We start from the raw sequence: 14,625 nt of genomic DNA on the forward strand, positions 1-14,625 counted from the left end.
AAAAATAAAATCAATAGTATTACTTCTAAACAAGGAATGTGAATTTGCAAGCGATAGAAGGCCTCCGGGTGCATATTCGGCAAGGCCCTCCCCACAAGGGGCCTAATGCCCCTTGACCGCGCTATTTTGCCCATCAATACATGTCAAGCTGGGCGTCATGTGCGGTCAATAGACAGAACCCCTTTGATCCGGGACAGCCGGTCAATAATGTTTTGAAGCTGCTGCAGGCCGTTGATAGAGATTGTGGCGGAAATCACCGCGTTGGGGCCTCCTTTCTCCTGGCGGCAGTTCAGGGAGTGGATAAAAATGTTCATGTTGGAGAGCTGCTGGGTCACGTCGAACAACAGCCCGCCCCGGTCCACTGCTACAATATGCAGGGTGGACTTAAAATCATCCTTGACATCGCCCTCCCAGTGAGCATTTACCCAGCGCTCCGGTTCGGCACAGTCGGACAGGTCCTGGGGAACGTTGCGGCAGCTCCGCTTATGGATGGAAACGCCGAAGCCCCGGGTGATAAAGCCGATGATGTCGTCCCCTGGCAGGGGATTGCAGCAGCGGGAGAGCTTGATCAGACAGTTGTCCATCCCATCCACCAGCACCCCGCTGGCCACCTTCTTAGAAGGCGCGGGGGTGTTCTGTACCAGAGGGGGAAGGTCCTGGTTGAAGGGCTGGGGAGCGGCGGCCTTTACCATGCGCTGGTGCTCCTCCCGAATCCGGGGCATCACCTTCCAGATCTGTACCCCGCCATAGCCGATGGCCGCGTACAGATCGTCGGCGGTGGAGCAGTTGTGGCGCTTGCCGATGCTCTCCACCATATAGTTCATCAGCTCCGGAGTTATGGGAATGCTGCTGCGGCGGAGCTCCCTCTCCAGCTCAGCCCTGCCCTCTACAATGTTCTCTTCCCTACGCTCCTTTTTAAACCAGGCCCGGATCTTGCTGCGGGCCTCGCTGGTGCGCACCATGGTCAGCCAGTCCCGGTTGGGCCCCCGGGTCTCCTTGCTGGTGAGGATTTCGATGATCTCCCCGGTCTTTACTTTATAGTCCAAGGGCACGATCTTCTTGTCCACCTTGGCGCCCACCATCCGGTTGCCCACGGCGCTGTGGATGGCATAGGCAAAGTCGATGACGCTGCTGCCCTGGGGCAGGTTCACCACGTCCCCCTTGGGGGTGAACACAAACACCTCCTCGGGAATCAGGTCGCTTTTGATAGAGTGGACCAGATCGGTGATATCCTCGGTGTCCGCCTGGTTCTCCAGCATCTGGCGGATCCAGGAGAGGCGCTCGTCCAGCGAGCGGTTGTCGGCCTGCTTGGCGGACATGCCGATCTTGTATTTCCAGTGGGCCGCAATGCCGTATTCGGCTGTCTGGTGCATCTCCCAGGTGCGAATCTGTACCTCAAACGGCACCCCGGCTTTGGTAATGACCGTGGTATGCAGGGATTGATACATGTTGGGTTTCGGGGTAGAGATATAGTCCTTGAAGCGGTTTGGCAAGGGGGTAAACATGTCATGGACCACGCCCAGAACGTTGTAGCAGTCCTCGATGGTGTCCACGATCACCCGCATGGCGAACACGTCGTAGATCTCCTCGAACTCCTTGCCCTGGATGAACATTTTCCGATAGATGCTGTAGATGCTTTTCACCCGGCCCTCAATATAGACCTGGGGCACGGCGGATTCCAGCCGCTCCCGGAGCTGGTCCTTGAGCCCCAGGATGAATTGGCTGCGAGTAGTGCTGCGGGAGGTGAGGTAATCTTCGATTTCCTGATAGGCGGCGGGGTCCAGATATTTCAGGGACACGTCCTCCATAGTCTCCTTCACAGTGCGCATACCTAACCGATGGGCGATGGGGGCGTAGACTTCCAGGCATTCCCGGGCCTTGTCCCGCTGTTTTTGGGGAGACATGAATTCCAGGGTGGAGAGGTTGTGCATCCGGTCCGCGAACTTGATAATGATGACCCGGATGTCCTGGGCCATGGCCATCAGCATTTTCCGCAGGTTTTCCGCCTGCTCCTCCTCCCGGGAGGAAAAGGGAATCTTGTCCAGCTTGGTGACCCCGTCAATGAGCAGGGCCACCTCCTGGCCGAATTCCTGCACGATCTCCTCCAGGGTGTACTCTGTGTCCTCCACCACGTCATGGAGCAGGCCGGCCACCACGGACTGGGTGTCCATGCCCAGATCCACCAGAACCGCCGCCACGGACAGGGGATGGATGATATAGGGTTCGCCGGAGCTGCGCTTCTGCTCCCGGTGCATCCGCTCGGCCAGCCGGTAAGCCTGCCCGATCAACACCCGGTCGAATTCCTTCCCGCTCTCCTTGATAATCTGCTGTAGCTCCTCATAGGTGCTGATCTGTCTTACCGCTGGCATACAATACTCCTCCTTTTTCAAAACGGCGGGCCTCAGGCTGCCTATACCGCTTTTTGCAGGTCTTTCAGCTGGGCAAGCATGGGGCTTGCGAAAATATCCACCTTGCTTTCAACGGGGATCCGGCCGGCAGAGATGAAATTCCCCCGCACCCCGCCCTGGATCAGCTCCGCCTGACGCAGCAGGTCCAGGCTGAACAGCAGCCTTCCCAGGGTAAAGCCCTGGGGGGCTAAGCTGCTTAGCAGCAATTCCGCGCCCAAAGCCGGACCGGGCTTTAAAGGCAGGGTCTTATACAAAACCGCCAGCTGTTCCCGGGTGGGAGAGAGCTCCTGGGCCTCCTGGGGGGAGAGGGGCTCTTGGCGGAGAAATTTTTCATAGATCCGCAGGCTCTTCAGACAGGCCCTCTGATCCAGCCCGCTGAGCTTCACGTCCCGCACTAAAATTTCCACGCTGTTTTCTCCCCGATAGGTGTTCAGCTGTAAATTTACGGCCAAGTCAATCCGGGCCCCCAGGGGATAGGGAAAATCTCCCGGCCCCACCCCGAACAGTACGCATTGAAAGCTGCGGCCGTCCCGCCGGCAGAGAAGGCGGGAGTGAATCCCCGCGCTGCCTACCGGGCGCACCCCCTTCAGCTCCACGCCGCAGATGGCGAAGAGGGGCTGGGCGTTCCCCGCGCCGAAGGGCTCCAAAGGCTCCAGCGCGGCCAGGGTTTCCAGATTGATGGCAGCGGGTTTCAGGGAGCAGTCCAGCCGAAGAGTGAGGGCAGGCATCTCTGGGCAGTTCAGCTGAGCGAACCGGTTCAACCCGCGGGCAAATTCCGGAATATTCTCCACCGGCAGAGTGACGCCGGCCGCCATGGGATGTCCGCCGTACCGTTCCAACAGATCCTTGCAGGCGCTCACCGCCTGGAACAGGGAAAAGCCCTCCACGCTGCGGCCGCTGCCCCGGGCGGAGTCCCCCTCGCAGGAGAGCACAAAACAGGGCTTGCCATAGCGTTCGGTAAGGCGGGAGGCCACAATGCCCACAACCCCATGGTGCCAGTTCTCCCCGGCCACGACCAGGATCCGTTCTGCGGCCAGTCCAGGGTTTTCCTCCACGATTTGGCAGGCTTGGGCGGTGAGCTGGGCCTCCACGGCCTTCCGCCGCCGGTTGTCCCCCCGCAGCTCCTCCGCCAGGGCCAGGGCGTTCTGGCTGTCCTCATAGGTGAGCAGCCGGACCGCCCGTTCCGGGGCGCCCATGCGGCCGGTGGCGTTGATACAGGGTACGGCGGAAAAGGCCAGCTTGGTAGAGGTGGCCCCATCGCCGTTTAAGTCCAGAATGGCGTCCAGGCCGGGACGCCGGCGCTGGTTGATCTGCTCCAGGCCCGCCAGTACGATCTGGCGGTTTTCTCCCAGCAGGGGGACGGAGTCCCCCACCGTGCCCACAGCGGCCAGATCGGCATATTGAGCCAGGATGGCTTCCGCGTTTCCGTCCTCCAGGGCGATGAGCAGCTTCAGGGCGACCCCGGCCCCGGAGAGCTCCCGGAAAGGACTCTGGTCGTCCATCTGATGGGCGTCCACCACGGCGGCGGCTTCTGGAATTTCCTCATGGGGCTGATGGTGGTCCGTGACCACCACATCAATTCCCAGGCTCTTGGCGTAGGCGATTTCCTGGTTGGCGGAGATCCCATTGTCCACGGTAATGATCAGCTCCACGCCTTCCCGTGCCAGGGTGTCCACCGCAGAGAGGTTCATGCCGTATCCCTCTCCGTCCCGCTGGGGGATGTAGAAGGAGACGTCGGCATTTTTGCCCCGCAGATAGGTGTAGAGGATGGCGGTGGCAGTGACCCCGTCCGCGTCGTAGTCCCCATATATGGCGATTTTCTCAAAATCTTCCAGGGCGCGGCGAATCCGCGCCACAGCCCGGTCCATATCCTTCATCTGATAGGGGTCCGAGAGCCGTTCCCGGCTCAGCAGGCGGGAGACCCCTTCTTGATCAGAAAAACCCCGAACCATAAAAAGCGCCGCCAGCAGAGGCGGGATACCGCAGTCCTTCGCCAGATTTACCGCAGCCTCTTTATCCAAGGGCGGTAGATCCCATAACTTTATATTCACAATATATCCACCTTGAGATCCCAGATATCCAATGGGTTTATAGTCAAACACTTCAAACGTATCAAAATCACAAGCAGATAAAGTTGTTGCCTTTATCTGTAATCTTGAAAAGACTACTTTCAAGCTCATTGACTATATAACAATATATTTTACCATGGTTTTGGGAAACTTGCAAGAGAACCAGGATATTTTGCCCGGTTTTTTCGGAAGGCGTCCTGTGCCGCGCCGGCCTTTCTATTTGACATCTTCGCAGAACATGATATAATGTACGCAGAGCGCTTATTTGGGGGACAATCGGTCCCCTGGTCCTCGAAAACTCCAGGAAGAATACACCTTATGAAAGGCAAGGGGCTACGCACGCGATCTCTCAAAAAGTATATAAAAACAGAGTCGGAACCGGTCCGCAAGGAGGCAATAATGAACATATTGGATCGCAAAAAACACGCGCTGGTGCTGTTCGGGTCCCCCCACAGCCACGGCTCCACCCGGATGCTTCTGGGGAGCTTTCTGGAGGTTTTCCGGGACTGCAAGGACTGGCTGGTGGAGGAGATGGACCTGTACGCCATGAATCCCCACCCCTGCACAGGCTGCGGAGCCTGCGCCAAAAAGGAGGCCTGTCAGTTCCCGGACCTGGACGGCTTCGACAAGGCCCTGCGCCGGTCCGACCTGCTGATAGTGGCCGCCCCGGTGTACAACGCCTCGTTCCCCGCCCCCATGAAGGCCCTGCTGGACCGCACCCAGCGGTATTTTGAGGCCAGGTTTTCCCTGGGGAAACGGCCCCCCGTCAAAAAGCACCGGGAAGCGGCGCTGCTGCTCTCTATGGGACGAGAGGAGGATTTCCCCGTGGAGGTCTGCGCCTATCAGTTGGAGCGGGCCTTCAGCGTGATGAATACCACCCTGCGGGGCTGCGCGGTCTGGGCGGGCACGGACCGGGGCCGGGAAAACCTGGGAACCGCCCAGCAAAAAGCCCGGGCCCTGGCTCTTGAAATCCTGGGAGAAATGTGATATAATGTACGCAGAGCGTACATTCGGAGTTTCCCTCTTGCCTGTAAGGCTCGTCTTTTGTTGCTCGAAAGTACCGGAAAACTCCAAGCAGATTTATGATAGATATAGATCAGATACTATACAGTAAGGCGGTTTTACTATGTCTGGACATTCAAAATGGAACAATATCAAGCGGAAAAAGGAGAAGGCCGACGGCGCCAAGGCTAAGGTCTTTACCAAGATTGGTCGGGAACTGGCGGTGGCGGTGAAAGAGGGGGGCAGCGCGGACCCGGCGGCCAACTCCCGCCTGAAGGACTGCATCGCCAAGGCCAAGGCGGCCAACGTGCCCAACGACAACATCGAGCGCATTATCAAGCGAGCCGCAGGCGAGGGCAATGCTGACAGCTATGAGAACATCACCTACGAGGGCTACGGTCCCTGCGGGGTGGCGGTGATCGTGGAGACCCTTACGGACAACCGCAACCGCACCGCAGCAGACGTGCGCCACGCCTTTGACAAATACGGCGGAAACCTGGGCACCACGGGCTGCGTCTCTTTTATGTTCAAGGAGAAGGGCGTCATCGTGGTGGAGCGCGAGGGCCTAGACGAGGATACGGTGATGGCCGACGCCCTGGAGGCCGGCGCCTCCGACTTCGCGGCGGATGAGGACGTGTTCGAGATCACCACCGAGCCCGGCGACTTCAGCGGGGTCCGGGAGGATCTGGAGCAGAAGGGCTACGAGTTTGTCTCCGCCGAGGTGGAGATGGTGCCCGACACCTACACAGCCATTTCTGATGAGGAAACTGTGGTCAAAATGCAGAAGATGCTGGACCTCCTGGAGGACAACGACGACGTGCAAAACGTCTGGCACAACTGGGACGCCCCGGAGGATGAGGACGAGGAAGATTGACGGCGGGGAGGCCGTGGGTAATTGGTTTGCCCACGGCCTTTTGCGGCGGAATTTTTTGAGAAAGGCGGCGGCGCGATGCGGCATTTAATCGATCCACTGGATTTCACCAGGGAGGAGACAGACCGGCTCTTGGGGCTGGCGGAGACAATCATGGACAAGCCTTCGGAATACGCCCACCGGTGCGCGGGGAAAATCCTGGCCACCCTGTTTTTCGAGCCCAGCACCCGGACCCGGCTGAGCTTTGAATCGGCCATGCTCCGGCTGGGGGGGCAGGTGCTGGGCTTCTCCAGCGCCCAGAGCAGCTCGGCGGCAAAGGGCGAGAGCGTGGCGGACACCATCCGCATGATCTCCGGCTACGCGGACATCGCCGCCATGCGGCACTTCAAAGAGGGCGCGCCCTTTGTGGCGGCCCGGTACTCCCGGATTCCCGTGGTGAACGCAGGAGACGGGGGCCACCAGCACCCCACCCAGACCCTGACGGATCTCTTCACCATCCGGCGTTGCCGGGGGAAAGTGGGAGACCTGACCATCGGCCTGTGCGGGGACCTGAAATTCGGCCGCACGGTCCACTCCCTCATCAAGTCCCTGGTACGGTACGAGGGCATCCGGTTTGTGCTCATCTCTCCGGAGGAGCTGCGGACGCCGGGGTACATCCTCAAGGAGGTGCTGGGACCGTCGGGGCATCCCTTCACCGAAGTCCGGCGGATGGAGGAAGTTATGCCGGAACTGGACGTGCTGTACATGACCCGGGTCCAGCGGGAGCGGTTCTTCAACGAGGAGGACTACGTGCGGCTGAAGGACTCCTACATCCTCACCCCGGAGAAGCTGCGCATGGGCAAGGCGGACCTGGCGGTGCTCCACCCCCTTCCCCGGGTGAACGAGATCGACCAGCAGGTGGACCAGGACCCCAGGGCCCTGTACTTCCAGCAGGCCAGGGGCGGGGTTTTCGTGCGCATGGCGCTGATTCTGTCTCTGCTGGGCCTGGAGCCGGACATTCTGGAGAAGGAGGGAGAACCATGCTGAACATCGACAGCATCGAGAACGGCATTGTCATCGATCACATCACCGCCGGGCGGGGTATGCGGGTATACGAGCTCTTGGAGCTCCACAGGCTGGACACCTGCGTGGCCATCATCCGCAACGCCCGCAGCAGCAAGTTCGGGCGCAAGGACATCATCAAGATCGAGGGCGTGATGGACGTGGACCTGGACGTGCTGGGCTTCATCGACGACCACGCCACGGTGTGCGTGATCCGGGACGGGAAGCTCCTGGAGAAGAAGCGCCCCCAGCTGCCCCAGCGGCTGGTGAACATCGTCAGCTGCAAGAACCCCCGGTGCATCACCAGCGTGGAGGACGTGGACCAGATTTTCTACCTCTGCGACGGAGAGAAGCACCGCTACCGCTGCCAGTACTGCGAACAGCTCCTCAGCGAGGAGGGGTGAGGGCCCCGTGAAAATCCTGATCGTCAACGGCGGACCCCGCAAGGGAAACACCTGGCTGCTCACAGAAAAGGCCAAGGAGATGCTGAAGGCCCTGGACCCGGCCATTCTGTTCCGGGAGGTACAGCTCTCCCAGCTTGGCCTTCCCTTCTGTACAGGGTGCAGCAGCTGCTTTCGCAAAGGCCCTGGGACCTGCCCCCATCACGAGGCCATCCAACCGGTGATGGATTTGCTGGAGGAGTGCGACGGGGTGATTTTTTCCGTGCCGTGCTATCAGGGGCATCTGCCGGGCATTCTGAAGAACCTCACGGACCATATGGCGTTCCTGCTCCACCGGCCCAGGTATTTCACAAAGAAAGCCCTCGTCATCAGCACCACCGGGGGCATCGGCGCCAGGGGCGCCACAAAGGCTCTGGCCGCCGTACTTTCCGGGTGGGGCTTCAACCGATGCTACCAGCTGCCCGTGGCGGCGCTGAGCTGGAACGCCTACCGGCCCACGGAGAAGGACCTGGGAAAGACGCATGCCGTCACAGAACGATTTTACCGCGACCTGCGGTCCGGGAAGATGCACGTTCCCGGCTTTGGGGTTTTGATCCCCTTCAACCTGTTCCAGGCCATGTGCGCGGGGAACAGCGGCGGGGAGTATCCCACGGAGGACAACCGCTTCTGGCCCCAATACCTGGGCATGAGCTACGCGCCGGGGATTCCCCTGACCCCCGCCAGAAAGCTGTTTGGGCGGCTGATCTTTCTCTTGGGGAAAAAGCTGGCGAAGTCCATGGTGGTTACGTATAGGAAGTAGATCTGCGGCACATAACGCCAAGAATGGTGATAGGATAAAGCTGGGCTTCGTCATGGTGTCAAAAAGATAGACACTCGCACGGCTCGGTCTATCTTTCCGTTTTGCAAAGCAAAACTCTGCCAAGCTGGGTGCTGAGCGCGCACCGGGGTTGGGGCGCGTTAAAAAATATTGTACTTTTTGAAACGCGCCCCAGGCGGAGTGCGTTGGGCTGACTATTCACACGCGGGGACGGCAGAAGGCGAAAGCCGGGATGGGAAGCCGCTGGCTGGTTCCGGTTTCCAAGGGATTGTCCCGCCTGCTCCGCAGTCGGGATAAGAAACCCCATACGTGGGTTTCTTACGGGAAACAGTCCACTGGACTGTTTCCCTATCTTCCTGCGTTGTTTTCTCAGGTGTTAAGGTCAAGGGCAAGACCTTGGGGCTTTGCCCCAAACCCCACAAGGGGCCTAACGCCCCTTGACCGCGTAATGTGTTGTAGCTTTGCGAAAACCGTAAGACGTTCACGACGAGCAAAGCGAGGAGTGGGTAAAAGTTTTTGATCAAACTTTTTTCAAAAAGTTTGTGGGGTGTGGGGTGAAACCCCACGACCTTGTGGAGGCAAATTCCAAGGGGGCGGTTTTGTGGAGTGGACCCAGAGCCAGCGGGACGCGGTGGAGTCCCGACGGGGGACGGTGCTGGTGGCGGCTGCGGCGGGCTCGGGAAAGACGGCGGTGCTGGTCCAGCGGGCGGTAGAACGGCTCACCTGCCGGGAGGACCCCACCCCCGCCAACCGGCTGCTCATCGTCACGTTCACCAAGGCGGCGGCGGCGGAAATGCGCGCCCGGCTGGAGGCCCGGCTTTTCGAAATGCTGCGTCAGAATCCCAGGGACTCGCTTCTGCGCCGCCAGAGCATCCTGCTGCGCCAGGCCCATATCGGCACAGTGGACAGCTTCTGCGCGGAGATGGTGCGGGAGTTCTTCCACCTGCTGGGCCTCTCCCCGGAGTTCAAGATCCTTTCGGACAAGCGGGAGGAGGAGATGATGAACGAGGCCCTGGAGGAGGCCATGTCCCGGCTCTTCGACAGCGGCGGCGCGGCCCGAGAGCTGGCGGACGCCTTTGCCGCCGAGCGGGACGACCACCGGCTGATGCAGATGGCCCTTGCCCTGTACCGGTTCATGCAGAGCCATCCCTTCCCGGAGAAGTGGCTGGCGGAAAAGGTGGCAATGGCCTCCGCCGGGGACGCGTCCCCTTGGGAGCGGGTGGTTCTGGAATATGCTGGGGAGGCGGCGGAGTACTGCGCCGGGCTTCTGGGGGGCGGGCTGGGCCTCTGCGAGGGGGCCGGGGAGATCGGTGAGAGCTATGCCCCCGTGCTCCAGACGGACCGGCAGGCCTGCCTTGCCCTGGCCTCCGCCGCTAAAGAGGGGGACTGGGACACCGCCGCCCTGCTGCAAAAAACTTTCGCCCCGGCCAGGCGGACCAAGCGACTTCCCGCCGGGGCCAAGGAGGATCCCCTGGCCCTCCGCCTGGAAAACTGCCGTAAGGAGGTCAAAAAGGCCCTGGAGGGCCTCTCCCGGCTGCTGAGGGTTTCCCGGGCGGAGAGCCTCCGGGAGCTGGAGTCCGCCGCTCCTCTCCTCCGGAGCCTGGGGGAACTGACCTTGGATTTTGCCGGGCGCTACCAGCAGAAGAAGCGGGACAAGAGCTTCCTGGACTACAGCGACCTAGAGCACTACGCCATCCAGCTGTTCCTGGACGGGGAGGGGAATCCCACAGAGGCCGCCCGTGAGGTGGCCGCCCGGTTCGACGAGATTATGATCGACGAGTATCAGGACATCAACGAGGTGCAGGACTCCATCTTCCGGGCGGTGTCGGATCAGGGCCGGAACCTCTTCATGGTGGGAGACGTAAAGCAGAGCATCTACGGCTTCCGCCGGGCCATGCCGGAGATCTTCCTCCGGTGTCGCCGGGCGTTTGAGAAATATGACCGGGCCCTGGACCATTACCCCGCCTGCATTGTTCTGGACAGGAACTTCCGCTCTCGCCGGGAGGTGACCGGCGCGGTGAATTTCGTCTTTTCCCAGCTGATGAGCCGGGAGGCCGGGGACATTGACTACACCGGGGAGGAGCGGCTGGTCTGCGGCGCGGATTACCGGGAGAAGCCCGGCTGCGAAACCGAAGTTCAGTTTATCTCTCGGGGCAGCGTCCCGGCGGAGACGGCGGAGGCGGCCTACATCGCCGGGCGGATCCGGGCCATGGTGGAGGGCGGGTTCACCGTCAGCGAGGGCGAGACCGAGCGCCCCGCCGGGTACGGGGACTTCTGCATTCTGCTGAGAAGCGCCAACAAATACGCCCATGTGTACGCCCAGGAGCTGAAGCGGCTGGGCATTCCTGCCCGGGCCACAGTGAGCGGGGGCTTTTTCGCCGCGGCGGAGGTGCAGACCATGCTCTCGCTGCTGCGGGTGATCGACAACCCAAACCAGGACATCCCCCTGCTGGCGGTGCTCATGAGTCCCCTTTGCGGCTTTTCCGCCGGGGACGCCGCCGGTTTGCGGGCGGAGGAAAAGGAGGTTTCCGTCTATACCTCTTTGAACCGGGCGGGCGAGACAGACCCCCGCTGCGCCCGGGTGCTGGAGGAACTGCGCCGCCTGCGGGATCTAGCCGCCACCATGCCCGCCGACGCCTTTCTCACGGCCCTGTATGGCCGCACAGGCTATATGGATATGGTACTGGCCATGGAGGATGGCTCCGGTAGGTTGGAAAACCTCCTGCTATTGCAGCGGTACGCCCAGGAATACGAGAGCTCCGGCTATCATGGACTCTCGGGCTTTGTGCGCTTTCTGGACCGGCTGCGGGACAGCGGCTCTGACTTACAGGGGGCCGAGCTCCAGCCGGAGGGCAGGGGCGGAGTGAGCATTATGAGCATCCACAAGTCCAAGGGCCTGCAGTTCCCGGTGTGCATTGTGGCTGGCTGCGGCCGGAATTTCGTCGGGGACCAGACCGGCGACGTGCTTCTTCACCCGGAGCTGGGCCTGGGGGTCAAGCTGAAGGACCCGAAAAGCGGGGCCAGGTATACCACCACCGCCAGGGAGGCCATTGCCTTGGAATCCGCCCGGTCTGCCGGGGCCGAAGAGCTGCGGGTGCTGTATGTGGCCATGACCCGGGCCAAGGAGAAGCTGATCCTGGTGTCCTCCGGCCGGGATATGGATGCTGTGCTGGAGAAAGCCGCCATGGGACTGGGCGGTGGAAAACCAGGGGCCTTTTCTGTGCGCAAGGCGAAAAATGCCGGGGAATGGCTAATGATGTGCGCCCTGCGCCATCCGGACGGCGAGGCTCTGCGCCGGGCGGGCGGGGCGTCAGACGCCGCTGTGGAGCGGGAGGACTACACCCCCTGGGTGATCGGACTGAGCCGCTATGAGCCGGGAGAAATCCAGGTGGAGCAGGAGGAGAAGCCTGCCTGCCCGCCAGACCGGGATCTCTATGAGAAGGTGAAGGCCCGGACGGGCTTTGTCTACCCCCATGAGGAGAGCCTGGACGTGCCCGCGAAGGTGTCTGCCTCTAAATTGGCGGCAAAGCAAGGGGGAAGCCGAGAACTGAACCTGTCAAAGCCCGCCTGGCTGGGGGAAAAGGGCATGACTCCCGCCCAGCGGGGAATCGCCCTCCACGAGTTTATGCAGTTCGCGGACTTCCCCGCCGCTGCCCGAGACCCGGAGGGAGAGATCCGGCGGCTCAAAGAGCTGCGGTATCTTACCCCGGAGCAGGCAGACGCCGTGGATGTGAAACGGGTGCGGGCCTTTTTTCGGGGGCAGCTGGGCCGGCGGGTGCTGGCCTCGGAAGAGGTGGTGAAGGAGCGGCGCTTTACGGCGGCGATTCCGGCGGAGATGGCCCAGCCCGGCACAGAGGCCCGGGGAGAGCCGGTGGTTTTGCAGGGGGCCGTGGACTGCACCTTTCTGGAAGAGGGCCGGCTGCACATCATCGATTTCAAAACCGACCGGGTGGAGGATGTGGAGGAGCTTTGGCAGCGGTATGGGGTGCAGATCCGTTTATACGCCTTTGCCATGGAGGAGGTCACCGGCCTCCCTGTGGGAGAGATGATCCTCTATTCCACCTGGCTAAGCGAGAGCAGCGGAAAAGAATACGTTAGGTGAGGCCCTGGGGACCGGAACCCACCATCGCCGGGCGGAGGAGCCCAGCTCAAAGTTCCCGTCCGGCTGTGTGCTCGTCCACCCAGCCACCGCAGACGGTGCCGTTTTCCATATCCGAAAGGAAGGCTTTATTATGGCAAAGGGTTCTGTTTGTAGAAAAAGGGACCGGAAAAATGATACTATAACCGGCGAGGACGGGAAGCCAAGGCAGATTGAGCGGGCCGGTACGGAGAGCAAGGCTGAGACAGAGCGGATGATGCGCAAGGCCATGGACGATTACGAGAACAGACTGTTTGTGACGCAGGCGTCCAATTTGACTTTGGCGGAGGCTATCGACATGTGGATTGAGGAAGGCCTGAAGCCCAGTTTCCTTGCTAATGGGGCCGTACACCAGTTTGACCAAGGCCAGCAAAAGCAAGCGGACTGCTGCGGTGGCATCCCGCTGACCTTTGGATTCTATACAAACGAAAGACATTTTCAAAAGAGGAGCAGGCCAATTCCAGGTAGGCTCCTTTTTTGCATCTCACAGTGCCGGGTGTTCCTCTGAAATTATCCGGCCCCTCACCGGGCTCAAAGGAGGAACGCCATGTTGTACCAAAAAGTCAACAAGCGCAGCCAGGAGGCCATGACCGGTTTCCTTGCCCGTCACTACCGCTACAACACCATAAACTCTTGGAATCGCTCCACGTTTTATGCTAACAATGTCAAGATTCAAAATCTGGGGCATCTCCAGCGACCTGCAAGACATGGCCTATGACGTGACCAGCGGCGAGGTCGAGGCCCCTGACTGGGACCCTTGCCGAATCCCCGCCAGCGGCAAACCGGGCCGCCATAGTGTCCGCGTCCATGCCGAGGGCCTGAAAGCCTTCGGTGGTGGTATTACTGCCGTCGATCACGCGCAGGTTAAATTTCTTTACCGCGTCGCCCACCTTGTCAATCGAAAAAACACCGGCTTCGGAACCGCTGATCAGCCCACTCGCAAATTCGTCTGCGGAAAGGCCGAAATTTTTCATTAAGGCGTTGGCCGTCCGGGCAGATTCCTGCAGGTCATAGCCGAAGGTGTCCCACAGGGCGAATCCGAAGGCCGGTGGTTTTCTGCACCGCAGAAATGCCCTCCGCCGCAAAGGACGCGGCTACGGTACTTTTGAAAAAGTGGACAAACCTTTTACGCTGGCTAGCTAAGCTAAAACACTGAAAACGTTCACGACGGGCGAAGCGAGGAGTGGGTAAAAGTTTCGCCGGCCTTTTTAAAGGCCGCAGGGGTTTGGGGACAGCGTCCCCAAGGTCTTAAAAAGTATACTTTTCTAGAGTAATACTGTGTGGCCTCCGCCGCCATAGATCGGAGGCTACGGCAAATTCGTGGAGCGCTGCTCCACACCCCGCCACTTTTGAGAAAAGTAAAACATTCGCTACGCGAAGTCTACAAAACTTTTACGCTGGTCAGCTGAGTGCGCAAAAGCCAACCAGGGTTAAAAGTTTTTGATCCAAACTTTTTTCAAAAAGTTTGGTCCAGTCCAGGGTGAGACCCTGGCGGCCGGAGGCCACTCCGTATGACTCTCAAAACCTGTAAAAAATTTGTTTTGCGTGTTGCCGAATCGCCTGCGCGATTTATTGCTTTGCCGCGCAAATCCGGCTTTACTGAAATATTCTGCGGATATTATAGCATAAATCTGCTTGGAGAAGTCTGATGCTTTTCCGCCGGAAAAGAGAGATGCTTCGCATCTCAGGGCTTCTCCGCAATGTATGCCTTGCGTACATTATAGCATGGTTTCCAGAGAAATAGAAAGAATTTCCGTGAATTTTTCAGAATTAATTTGCTTTTTATATTCCAAAGAGGGCGGAGGAATGCTATAATGGACACAACGCCAAGGGTGCGCAAGGAGAAAGCCCGGCTTCGTTGTGTCTCATGAGTTTTCT

Annotated in this window: 10 protein-coding genes; 7 read left to right on the forward strand and 3 right to left on the reverse strand. The window is 60.0% G+C overall.

Translation table 11 applies throughout. The features are described from left to right. Positions 1 to 155: 155 nt before the first annotated feature. Positions 156 to 2,369, reverse strand: a complete 2,214-nt coding sequence (locus D7X94_RS12890; RefSeq protein WP_120428090.1) for a RelA/SpoT family protein — start codon at positions 2,367 to 2,369, stop codon at positions 156 to 158. Positions 2,370 to 2,410: 41 nt separating this feature from the next. Further along, positions 2,411 to 4,459, reverse strand: coding sequence for a single-stranded-DNA-specific exonuclease RecJ (gene recJ, locus D7X94_RS12895; protein ID WP_158591020.1), 2,049 nt, complete (start codon positions 4,457 to 4,459; stop codon positions 2,411 to 2,413). Between the two features lie 417 nt (positions 4,460 to 4,876). On the opposite strand from recJ, the gene D7X94_RS12900 reads away from it, so the two are divergent. The 7 genes from D7X94_RS12900 (at position 4,877) to D7X94_RS12930 (ending at position 13,255) form a co-directional block, all read left to right on the forward strand. Further along, positions 4,877 to 5,464: a flavodoxin family protein gene (locus D7X94_RS12900; RefSeq protein ID WP_158591021.1), complete on the forward strand. Its 588-nt coding sequence runs from the start codon at positions 4,877 to 4,879 to the stop codon at positions 5,462 to 5,464. A 139-nt stretch (positions 5,465 to 5,603) separates the two neighbouring features. Further along, positions 5,604 to 6,353 carry a YebC/PmpR family DNA-binding transcriptional regulator gene (locus tag D7X94_RS12905; protein WP_120428093.1) on the forward strand — a complete coding sequence of 250 codons (750 nt, stop codon included), beginning with the start codon at positions 5,604 to 5,606 and terminating at the stop codon, positions 6,351 to 6,353. A gap of 75 nt (positions 6,354 to 6,428) precedes the next feature. Continuing rightward, complete coding sequence (pyrB, locus tag D7X94_RS12910) at positions 6,429 to 7,376, forward strand: aspartate carbamoyltransferase (RefSeq protein ID WP_120428102.1); 948 nt, start codon at positions 6,429 to 6,431, stop codon at positions 7,374 to 7,376. Further along, positions 7,370 to 7,795, forward strand: a complete 426-nt coding sequence (locus tag D7X94_RS12915) for an aspartate carbamoyltransferase regulatory subunit (RefSeq protein ID WP_120428094.1) — start codon at positions 7,370 to 7,372, stop codon at positions 7,793 to 7,795. The genes pyrB and D7X94_RS12915 overlap by 7 nt, the downstream gene beginning before the upstream one ends. A gap of 7 nt (positions 7,796 to 7,802) precedes the next feature. After that, positions 7,803 to 8,591 (forward strand): flavodoxin family protein, encoded by a 789-nt coding sequence (locus D7X94_RS12920; protein ID WP_120428095.1) that lies wholly within the window; start codon positions 7,803 to 7,805, stop codon positions 8,589 to 8,591. 619 nt (positions 8,592 to 9,210) lie between these two features. After that, positions 9,211 to 12,711 carry a helicase-exonuclease AddAB subunit AddA gene (gene addA, locus D7X94_RS12925; RefSeq protein WP_158591022.1) on the forward strand — a complete coding sequence of 1,167 codons (3,501 nt, stop codon included), beginning with the start codon at positions 9,211 to 9,213 and terminating at the stop codon, positions 12,709 to 12,711. Between the two features lie 130 nt (positions 12,712 to 12,841). Then, positions 12,842 to 13,255, forward strand: coding sequence for a hypothetical protein (locus D7X94_RS12930; protein ID WP_120428097.1), 414 nt, complete (start codon positions 12,842 to 12,844; stop codon positions 13,253 to 13,255). Positions 13,256 to 13,412: 157 nt separating this feature from the next. On the opposite strand, the gene D7X94_RS12935 is transcribed toward D7X94_RS12930, so the two are convergent. Further along, positions 13,413 to 13,832: a phage tail tape measure protein gene (locus D7X94_RS12935; RefSeq protein WP_147401732.1), complete on the reverse strand. Its 420-nt coding sequence runs from the start codon at positions 13,830 to 13,832 to the stop codon at positions 13,413 to 13,415. Between the last annotated feature and the right edge of the window lie 793 nt (positions 13,833 to 14,625).

This window comes from Acutalibacter sp. 1XD8-33, assembly GCF_003612555.1.
In the GTDB taxonomy this organism is placed as follows: Bacteria; Bacillota; Clostridia; order Oscillospirales; family Acutalibacteraceae; genus Acutalibacter.